The 10,587-nt window shown below is 43.1% G+C and carries 8 protein-coding genes; 4 read left to right on the top strand and 4 right to left on the bottom strand.

All coding sequences use genetic code 11. From position 1 onward, the window contains the following. The 4 genes from M1P97_RS22565 to M1P97_RS22550 form a co-directional block, all read right to left on the bottom strand. The coding region (locus M1P97_RS22565; protein WP_249390276.1) for an Rpn family recombination-promoting nuclease/putative transposase at positions 1-580 on the bottom strand (580 nt) is incomplete at its 3' end. Between the two features lie 142 nt (positions 581-722). Continuing rightward, positions 723-4,421: an InlB B-repeat-containing protein gene (locus M1P97_RS22560; RefSeq protein ID WP_249390275.1), complete on the bottom strand. Its 3,699-nt coding sequence runs from the start codon at positions 4,419-4,421 to the stop codon at positions 723-725. 22 nt (positions 4,422-4,443) lie between these two features. Then, positions 4,444-5,241 carry a DUF6261 family protein gene (locus M1P97_RS22555; protein ID WP_195373513.1) on the bottom strand — a complete coding sequence of 266 codons (798 nt, stop codon included), beginning with the start codon at positions 5,239-5,241 and terminating at the stop codon, positions 4,444-4,446. Positions 5,242-5,253: 12 nt separating this feature from the next. Next, positions 5,254-5,643: a hypothetical protein gene (locus tag M1P97_RS22550; protein ID WP_249390274.1), complete on the bottom strand. Its 390-nt coding sequence runs from the start codon at positions 5,641-5,643 to the stop codon at positions 5,254-5,256. A 441-nt stretch (positions 5,644-6,084) separates the two neighbouring features. Here M1P97_RS22550 and M1P97_RS22545 point away from each other — a divergent pair, with 441 nt between their 5' ends. From M1P97_RS22545 to M1P97_RS22530, 4 genes are read left to right on the top strand one after another with little or no spacing between them, the layout of a single operon-like run. Continuing rightward, a complete protein-coding gene (locus M1P97_RS22545; RefSeq protein ID WP_075557126.1) occupies positions 6,085-6,528 on the top strand; it encodes a MarR family winged helix-turn-helix transcriptional regulator in 444 nt (147 codons plus the stop codon). After that, a complete protein-coding gene (locus tag M1P97_RS22540; RefSeq protein WP_249390273.1) occupies positions 6,506-7,816 on the top strand; it encodes a TolC family protein in 1,311 nt (436 codons plus the stop codon). The genes M1P97_RS22545 and M1P97_RS22540 overlap by 23 nt, the downstream gene beginning before the upstream one ends. A gap of 21 nt (positions 7,817-7,837) precedes the next feature. Beyond that, positions 7,838-8,908 carry an HlyD family secretion protein gene (locus tag M1P97_RS22535; protein WP_249390272.1) on the top strand — a complete coding sequence of 357 codons (1,071 nt, stop codon included), beginning with the start codon at positions 7,838-7,840 and terminating at the stop codon, positions 8,906-8,908. An 18-nt stretch (positions 8,909-8,926) separates the two neighbouring features. Then, complete coding sequence (locus M1P97_RS22530) at positions 8,927-10,531, top strand: MFS transporter (protein WP_195373517.1); 1,605 nt, start codon at positions 8,927-8,929, stop codon at positions 10,529-10,531. Positions 10,532-10,587 lie beyond the last annotated feature (56 nt).

Genomic DNA, 10,587 nt, shown 5'->3' with positions numbered 1-10,587 from the left:
TATTTAATACATATAACCACTTCTTATAAAGCGTATCACACTCATGCAAAGGTAATACAAATTTCGGCATTTCAAGATAGATTTCATTAAGCGTTTCGCTGAAAGGAATCTTCAGTTCACGATCCATGCGCACAATATCCCAACGGTATTTCTCCGGACGCGATGGATCCATGATATAGTTCAGTACGCAAACGACATACACTTTACTGATATGATAGTTCCACCGTTTACGAATCCTTTCATCCGGTTCTTTTTCCAACTTCTCTTTTACGATCATGGATTGTTGCTGGATGGCAAAGGATGCATAATACAATACTCTGTCGGAGAAGTATTTCTGGCGGCTTTTTTGCATTTCCACAATAAAAACCTCTCCGCTTTCATTCTCGCAGAAGATATCGAATACGGCACGCCGCTGGTCCTGTTTCAGACCAAGCATCTCCACATTGCGAAAAGTGATGTCTACGATTACTTCCTGTTGAATGACTTCATTAAGGAAACTAATGATAAGATCTTTACTTACTTCACTGCCGAAAATCTTTTTCCAGCCGTAATCCGAGAAAGGATTGATAAATTTGTTCATAATTAATAGGTTTGATATATCCGTTAATAAATATGAGCAAATGTAGATAATTATTTCTATAAACCGGTTATTCTATTTGAATATTTTTTATGAGGCAAAGCCTTATATTACAAAAAGAGGGTGCTTTACACCCTCTTTCTATTTACTTTACAATTATCTTTTCCGATCCTACCCCATCCAATACAAGGACATAAATGCCGGAGGCAATATTCCCGATGCGGTTTTCGCCGGGAAGAAGTTCGGTGCTGCGGATCACGCGCCCACTGATATCGATCAGCCGCAATCGCATGGCACGCGGGGCAGCGACATAAATTGCCTTATCTTCGGTACGGATATCGATGCCGCCATCGATCCATTCGTTCGCTGTCGGATGATCCTTGACGATGCCCTCGATCTCGATGGAAGTATCCTGACATACCTGTTTCAGTACATATTTCTTCCCGTCGCCCGATTCGATTGTAACGCCATTAGCTTTTACTACCGGTTGCGATTGTTCAAGATAGCCTTCATCAACTGTCAAAGAGAATGTGAAGTCAGTCCAATCTTCTACCTTGTAGCTGCCTGCCACCGGATCGGTTGCCGCACCCTCTATGGCGGGGAGCGTGACGGTGTAACGAACCGGGGCGGAATCGTCGGGATCGTCGGGATCGACAGGAGGATTTACCGGAGGCACGGATGATGCTTTGAAAGTTGCCGTCACCGTTACGTTATCGGCAGGCATCAGGAAGGTTGTTCCGGTGATGGCTCCCGTTATGCCACCGTCGGTAGTATAGGACAACGTTTCCTGTTTGTAGCCTTGCGTAGGATTGACAGTCAGGGTGACGGTTTCGCCTTCGGTGGCTTGCGTCTTGTCGGCGGTGACTGTACCGTGGTCGATCGGGGAAGCGATCGCAATGGTATATTGTTTGGGAGTGATAGAAAATGTTCCGACTTCCAAATCTGTTATATTCTTATAGTTATCACCTTCGGCTACGTCGATCTTTACGGTGTATTCGCCAACTCCGATCGGGTCGGTTTCCACACCCTCTTTATAATATTTGATGGTGATAGCACCAATACCTGTCAAACCGGATTTAGCTTCAACAGTAGCTTCCTTTTTAGAATCGTTGCAGGCGAGATCGGTCGGGGCGGCAAAGGTAAAGTCTGCAGCTTTCAGGTCGGCTCTATTGACTGTTACAGTAATAGTTCGGTTTACCTTATGAGTGACTTCATTATAACCATTAACCCTGCTCCAATCATAATTAGTATAATCCGTAACAGGGAAACAAGCTGTGTAACCGGAATTAGTTACAGTCGGCACAATCGTTCCATCCATCCATTGCCAGCCGTCGGTGATTGTTATTCCGGATAGCTTTGTTCCATATGTTACAGAGGATGGCGAAAGAACTGCCGGTGTTCCCGGATCACTGGCTATTGCCTTATTCACCGTGACGGAAAGATTCTTCGATACTGTTTTATAATTCTTCGTATCGGCAGGCGTAAATGTGGCGGCAAAAGTATTCGGAGGTGAACTAACATTTCCAACAGAAGTTCCCGAAGCATTCCATGCCCAACCACCCGGTAATACGACATCTATCAATGTCTGTCCATAAGTAGCCGTTAGCGCATTCGGTTCTGTATAATCAGCAGCCGTATTACCTTCGGCTTTTTCGATTGTCAAAGTCTTTGTTTGTTCGCCGGCAGTCAGGCTTGTTGCCGAGCCGCCATAGTTGGCGGTAAGTGTGTAGCTTCCGACATTCAATCCTTTCGTATCGAAAGTAAACGTATAATCGCCTGAGCCGGTAACTGTTTTGTGATCGGAAAAGTATATATTTGCTCCGTCCGTCAATGTCAGTTGCACGCTGTTCATGGCAGCACTGCGGAAAGTTACTTTTTCTGTAACCGTGAGTTTTACTTTCAGCTCATTGCTTTCTTTGTTATAAGTTGCAGTAATATCACCGGCTTCAAAAGCTATTGCAGAGTTGTCGGTGGGAGTAGTTGTCGAACCTGCATCAAATGTAAAGTATCCTTTATTCCTGCCATCACCACCTACACCTGCGGAAACATAAGTCGCTGTGTAAGTCGTAACACTGTTATCATTTTTGCGTACAGTAATAGTATGATCCGCACCTGTCATATAAAGATATAACTTATTATCACCTGCATAGTTTTGATTAATATAATAAGGGTTATTATCTACCGAAATATCGGTTACATTTTCTATTTCGGGGGTGATGCCGAGATAAACATTATTTGTAATCGATGCATTAATTGTCCCATCTGTATATAATGATCCTCCTTCAATAGTTAATGTTCCACTGTTCTCTTTATCATATCCTCCACCTATTGATGAACTTCCACCACTTGATCCTTTCTTTACCTTTATAGTACCTCCTTTAACAATAACAGTTCCACATCTTTCCTTTTTTGTTCCACCTATTCCTGCACAGTCTCTACCTCCTGCTACATCGATATATCCTCCTGTAATAGTCAGCGCATGTCCTTCAGAAACACGAATACCTGCACCGCCTTCTGCTCTATCGGGATCTGAGCCTCCTTTAATATTAATATTTCCATCACTAATTAAAATATTATCTCCTTCAATTGCAGAGGTTACACAACCTGTTTCTGGTAACTGAATATTTATATTCCCACCAGTGATAGTTATATCTTTTGCTGTTATATTTTTATCTTCTGTATTATTGATTGTTCCTTTGTTTATAATCACTTTATTTCCGGAAATAGGACAGTCAGTGAGAGTACCACCATTAATAACTATCTTATCATTTAATTTACAGTTTCTATAGTTCCCACTTGCTATTGTTATATCACCATTTAATTCACAATCCGAATAATCTTTTATCAATGTCACCGGATTTTTAAAGTTTAAAGTACAATTGGTAAAAGAATTGTTTGTATTATCAAACTTTATAATATTAAGTATAATGCAGTTTGTAAATATCCCACTATTAATAGTCACATCACCATTAATAACTCTATTATCATTTAATTTACAGTTTGTATAGTTCCCGCTTGCTATTGTTATATTACCATTAAATTTACAATCTGAATAATCTTTCACCAATGTCACCGGATTTTTAAAGTTTAAAGTACAATTAGTAAAAGAATTGTTTGTATTATCAAACTTTATAATATTAGAGACAGTACAGTCAGTGAAAGTACCACCATTAATAATTACATTATAAAAAGGATCTCCATTTCCAGAGCCAGCATTGGTTCCACCATTAGCAGTTATATTTCCTCCGTTAATAACGACATTTTCACCGGAATAACTACCAATACCATAACCGGAATAATTACCCCAATAATTGCTATACCCATTTCCTCCCTTAGCAATAATCGTTCCGGAATTTATAGTTATAGATCCAGCCTCCAAGCTTCTTTTTGTACCGATTCCTGCACCGGAGTTTTTTAAAGACTGTCCTCCAGTAGCTGTTAATTTCCCATCTCCCTTGATAATAACAGATGCACCTTTTGGTACTTCTAAACCAGATGACATTCCATTTGATTCCAAAACATTCGTATTTGTCAATGTTATAGTGGCACTTGCATTTTTATTTATATGAAATGCTGCATTTCCATCTCCATAGTAATCAAATGATGTAAATTGTATATCTGCATTATTTAATGTGATATCAGCTGTTACCTCTTCTGCGATCACAATCCGATCCGTCGTTGTTGTCCCCGAAAAGGTTAGTGCCGTCCCGGTCAGGACAGTATATACATTATCCTTGTAAGAATAATCCGTATTCTGTGTACCACCTGTAACCGTCAAACCTTCCGCTGCCAATGTTAGCGGAAGAAACAGGATAGATAAACATAAAAGTAGTATTGTTTTCATTTTTTATTTATTTGATTGATAATTATTCGATAACCGGACGATCATCATCGCCGCCGCCTGATGGCGGGGTGGTCGGCTGGTTGCTTGCGCCACTGTCGGTCTTTCCGCCTTTGGCGGCACCGCTGCGGAGTGAGATCGTAACACGTACCTTGTCGATCAGGGCATTCCAAAATGCAAAAAGAGTCAGGTAATCCGTATCACCGTCGCGACGGGACAGGAAGTTCAACTGGTCGACCAGCTTATCGTAAGCGATATTCAATTCCCGGCGCGTGACCGGCGTTTTGCGGGGTATATTACGGTGCCCCGTTTCCGTCAGTTTTTTAGCAAGGATATTTTTTGCTTCATTGTTGACCGTTTCCAGTTGCGTCACACGATCCTCCAACTTAAGCAATTTGATAAGATCCTTATAATCATCCGATTTAAAATAGGCAACGATACTTTCCGTCTTTCCGATAATATCTTCGAAAGACAGTTGGCTGATATATTTAAACTGATCGACTACGATCTTTAGGCTGACAGCCGCCGCTGCAATATCGTTGTTTGAATTACTCAGATCGCCCGATATCTTTTTGAAAAGTCCGTCACGTGAAGCATTCAGCCTGCGTTTCGCTTCGTTCGACTTTCTGGTATATTCGCTTTTGCTCAAACGGTTCAGGCTGTTGTCGAATTGGATGATACAGGCGTCGAAGCTGTCGAACTCAGGTTTAAAAAGCGAAATATCCCTGTCGGCTCGCTGGATTTCGTTTTTTACGGAGATACATAAAGTTAGCCATTCGTTGGCTCTTAATCGTGTCTTAGGGCATGTTTGTATGTTTGCCATAATGTAGATGATTTAATGATTAGTATTTAGTCGGATATTATTTGCTGATAATACATAATAATAATGTATATCGTCGTAGAGGTACGACGGGTGTGTATAACGTTGGATTATGCTGCCGTAGAGGTACGACGGGTGTGTATAACGTTGGATTATGCTGCCGTAGGGGTACGAAGGTATTTTACAACGGTGGATTGTGTCGTCGTAGGCCTTCAACGGTGTTTTACAACGGTGAATGACATTGTCGCAGGGGTACGATGGTGTCTTACAACGTTGGATTACGTCGTCGTAGGGATACGAAGGTATTTTACAACAGTGGATGGCATCGTCGTAGGCCTTCGACGAAATAATATAGGAATATATTATTTTATTTAGATAGGCGATTTGCATTTTTTGCTCTTTCATGTCTGTTAATACTAGTGTTTTTTAATTAAATGACTAGCTAAAACGATCGTTTTTTTTAGTCATTATATCCGCTAATATTTTAACACAATTACACAATAATACAGGCTTTAATTTTCAATTTATATTCCGCTGATTTTAAGTAAGAAAAAGTAGATATTTATTGTTTTGCAAATAATTATTTTTAACTTTGTCAAATTATAAAAATGATGGCGAGAAAAAACGATCGTTTTTTTTAGTCATTTTTACACAACTTTAAATATCTGATAATTAGATATTTAAATACACACACCAATTCAAACAATAAATATCCTCCCCTAATATCCTTTGTTCATAAATTAATGAGAAGCATTGATATCTATCCTTTCCTAAAAAATAAATAGTCAAACATTAAACCAATATCCAAAAGAAATACATACCTTTGCGCCAACAAAGAGAACAAGTATGACAGCAAATGGCGAATTAGCCCACGAACTCAACCTTTTGGTTCTAAAAACACGAATGACTTTCCGGCAAACGATCCAACGGTTGCTCAAGCAGAATAATATCGATATGACTTTCGAAATGCTGCAAATCATGCACTGCCTGTGGAAAGAACAAGGAGTCAGCCAACAAACACTGGCTGAAAAGACGGCTAAAGACAAAGCCTGCCTGACCAACCTGATCAATAACCTGGAAAAGAAAAACTGGGTGATCCGGCAGGAAGACTCCAACGACCGGAGGAATAAACTGATCTTCCTCACTCCCGAAGGTGAAGAAATGGCCAGACGCATAAAATCGATGTTGAAAGATATGTATGACCAGATAGGCGAACGAATGAATCCCCGTCACATGGAATCGTGTATGAAGCAATTGACTAAGCTGAATGAGATATTTGATAAGATATAGTTTATTATTGTTACTGTTTATTCTGAAGCCTGTTGCGATTCGTTCCCAACAGGCTTATTCTCTTACCCTCGACGAATTATTCCGTCTGGGCACAGAGAATAGTCTGCAACTGAAAGCCATCCGCATGCAGGAGGTGATCGCTGCCGACAAGGAAAAGACGGCACAGACATCCAGGTTGCCGGATATCCATATCGGGGCTACAACGGGATATATCGGACAGCCGACCGTCTTCCGAAAAGGACTCTCGCAACCCGTACATCCGGATATGCCGGATTGGTCGCATAATTATAATGTAGAAGTTACGCAACCGATCTACCGGGGAGGAAAGATTCATTATACGATCGAACGTTCCTCATTGGAAAAGCAGATCGCCACCCTGAACTCGACCAATAATGAAGCCGAGATAAAACTACTTCTGCTCAGCCGGTATATGGATCTTTTCAGCTTGTATAAACAAAAGGATGTATTCGCCCGGAATGTGGAAGAGTCGACCCGCCGGTTGGAAGATATCCGCCGCTTAAAGAAGGAAGGGATCGTCACCCGTAATGACGAACTGCGCAGCGAACTGCAACTGACCAACGATCAGCTGGCCTACCGGGAGGCGGACGACAACATCGCCATCGTCTCCCAGCAAATGGATGTCATCCTCGGGCTGGATGAAACGCTGCTCCTCCAACCGGATACGACCCTGCTCTATACGGCCGTCTCGCTGCAAAGTTATGAAGAGTATGTACGCCAGGCTTATGAGAACTATCCCGAGTTGCAAATCGCCCGGTACAATACCCGGCTGGCACAGAATGATATCCGGCTGGCCAGGGCCGATTATCTTCCTACGCTCTCCATCCGTGCAGCCAATACATTGGCGCGTCCGTTGAGTACTACGATGGAAGATATGTTTTCCAACAACTGGAATGTCGCGCTCAGTCTGTCTTACAACCTCTCTTCATTGTATCAGAATAAACATAAGATGCACGAAGTAAAACAATATGTCAATATTCAGAAGAATCGGGAGGAACAGATCATGCAGGATATCCGTGTCAACGTGAAAAGTGCCTGGATCAAACATCATGAGGCACTCGACCGGGTACAGGCCCTGCTCCTGTCGGTCCGCCAGGCGGAAGAGAATTACCGGATCGTACGGAACCGGTATCTGAACCAGCTCTCTATCCTGACCGACCTCCTGGATGCAAGCAGTATCCGGCTGGAAGCCGACCTGCAACTGACAAATGCACGGACGGAGGTTATTTACAGCTACTACCAACTGATGCGTTCATGCGGTAATTTATAATCAGAATAAAAACAGATCGATATGTCTGCACTAGATAAGAAAAGGAAACAACTCATACGGTTGAAAATAAGGAACATCACCCTCAACACGGTATGCATTCTGCTGGCATTTAGCGGAATATCGTGGACAGTCAATTATTTCTGGAAGTATGTAAACTATGAGATAACCAATGATGCCGTTGTCGATCAGTATATCACCCCGATCAATATCCGTGTTCCGGGTTATATCAGTAAAGTGTGCTTCATCGAACACCAGCATGTAAAAGCCGGTGATACGCTATTGATACTCGACGACCGGGAATACCGCATCAAACTGAAAGATGCAGAGGCTGCCCTGCTCGATGCCCATGCCTCCCGCGACATATTAAGTTCCGGTATACGAACCTCGCAAGTCAATGTCAGTGTGCAGGATGCCAATATAGCCGAAACGAAAGCCCGCCTGTGGCAACTGGAACAGGATTACCGGCGATATGCTAACCTGCTGGCTGAAGAATCGGTATCGCAACAGCAATACGAACAGGTAAAAGCCAACTATGAAGCCATGCAGGCACGTTACGACGCCCTGCTGCGCCAGAAAAGTGTCGCCCAGTCGCAATACTCGGAGACGAGCAAGAAAAGCGGCAGTGTGGAAGCCATGATCCTGCGCAAAGAGGCCGACCTGGAAATGGCACAGCTCAACCTCTCCTACACGGTCGTCACCGCTCCCTTTGATGGATATATGGGCCGCCGCACACTGGAAACCGGGCAACTGGTGCAGGCGGGACAGACATTGAGTAACCTGGTGCGTGGCGACGACAAATGGATAACGGCAAATTATAAGGAAACGCAGATCAGCCATATTTATATCGGGCAGGAAGTACGTATCAAAGTCGATGCAGTTGACAATCGTATCTTCCACGGGAAAGTAACGGCAATCTCCGAAGCTACCGGATCGAAATATTCGCTGGTCCCGACAGATAATTCCGCCGGTAATTTTGTAAAGATACAGCAGCGTATTCCCGTCCGGATCGACCTGACGGATATATCTTCCGAGGATATGAACTTGCTTCGTGCCGGGATGATGGTAGAAACGGAAGCATTGAAAAGGAATTAATAAACAAAAGAATAACAGATGGCCAATCAAGCACTTCTCAGTGTTCCGATCCGTCCCTGGGTTCCCCGGTGGTTGGGTATTGTAACGGCTTTTGTCGTGATGCTTCCGATCATCCTTATCAATGGTGCCTATACCGGAACGATCACCGAGGTATCCGGTACACTGGGAGTGTTGAGTGAAGATATCAGTATGGCATACTATGCCACCTCGGCAGGGATGGCGGTAGCTTATCCGCTTATACCGAAGGTACGGCCGGTGGTGACAACCAAGACGATCCTATTGATCGACCTCTTATTGCAGGTGATACTCAGTTTTATCTGCGCACAGGTCAACCAGATGGATATTATTATTGTATGCAGTTTCTTTATCGGTTTCCTGAAGGCTTTTGCCATGTTGGAGATTATTCTGATGATCCGCCCGCTGTTTAGTCCGAAGAATGTCCGTAGTGAGTTTTATGCTTACTTCTATCCGATCGTATTCTCTGCCGGACAGGTTTCGATGGCGGTGACGGCACAACTGGCCTATTATTACCAGTGGCAGTATATGTACTATTTCGTTATTTTACTGTTGCTGGTTGCCATCTCTTTTGTCTTGATGTTTTTCCGGTATGCACGGCGTCCCATCAACTTTCCGTTCAGGGAGATCGATTGGAAAAGTATCCTGCTGATGGCTTCTATCCTGCTTTTCACCATTTACTCTGCTACTTATGGCAAAACGCTCGACTGGTTTTCATCGACAAAAATTACGATATATGCGGTGGCCATTCCGGTATTGATCTGGCTATTCCTGTTCCGGCAAAAGACAAAGAAAAATCCTTATATCCGGTTGGAAGTACTGAATAGCAGCAAGGCTTTGATCGGGTATTTCTATATGATGCTGGTCATGTTCTTTTCTTCCACCAGTTCGCTGGTCACCAGTTATATGAATAGTATTATCCGGGTAGACAGTGTTCACGCCAACTTCCTCAACCTATGGATGTTGCCGGGGTTTATATGCGGGGCGGTGATCTGTTTCTGGTGGTTCCGCTGGCAACGATGGCGTTTCAGGATACTGATATCCGGAGGTATGTTATGCTATGTGATTTATCTGAGTATTCTTTATTTCGGGATCATGCCTAACGGAACATATGAAATGCTGTATCTTCCTATGTTTCTCCGTGGAATGGGTATGATGATCCTGTTTATCGCTTTCGGTGTCTATGCGGTGGAAGATATGAATCCCAAATTGATGATATATAATGCCTTTTTCCTGATAGCCTGCCGGTCTGTACTGGCTCCGGCGTTGGCATCTTCTTTCTTTAATAATATGCTTTATCGCGTACAGTTGCAAGGGATGACTATCCTCTCGGAAAATATGAGTATGCAGAACCCGTTGGCAGCACAACAATATAACCAGTCGCTAAACAGTGCACTGGCACAGGGGCATAATATGACAGATGCAACCCAACTGGCAAATAATAGCCTTTATACGATCCTGCAATCGCAGAGCCTGCTGCTTGCGTTGAAAACGATTATCGGATATGTACTGATTTTTGCTATTGTCGTTATGGTGGTCGCCCGCTTTACTCCTTTCCACAAGACGTTGAAGGTAGAGATTGTCAAGGCCGGGGAAGATATGGTATAATTTCAGGCTGGTGGGTGGTCAAGAAAAAAGAGACTGTCTCCAAAGTCGCTTTGTAG

The organism is Parabacteroides leei, assembly GCF_023369805.1.
Classification (GTDB): Bacteria; Bacteroidota; Bacteroidia; order Bacteroidales; family Tannerellaceae; genus Parabacteroides; species Parabacteroides leei.
The sequence above is the reverse complement of the archived record's forward strand: the minus strand, read 5'-3'. Positions and strand labels throughout refer to the sequence as shown.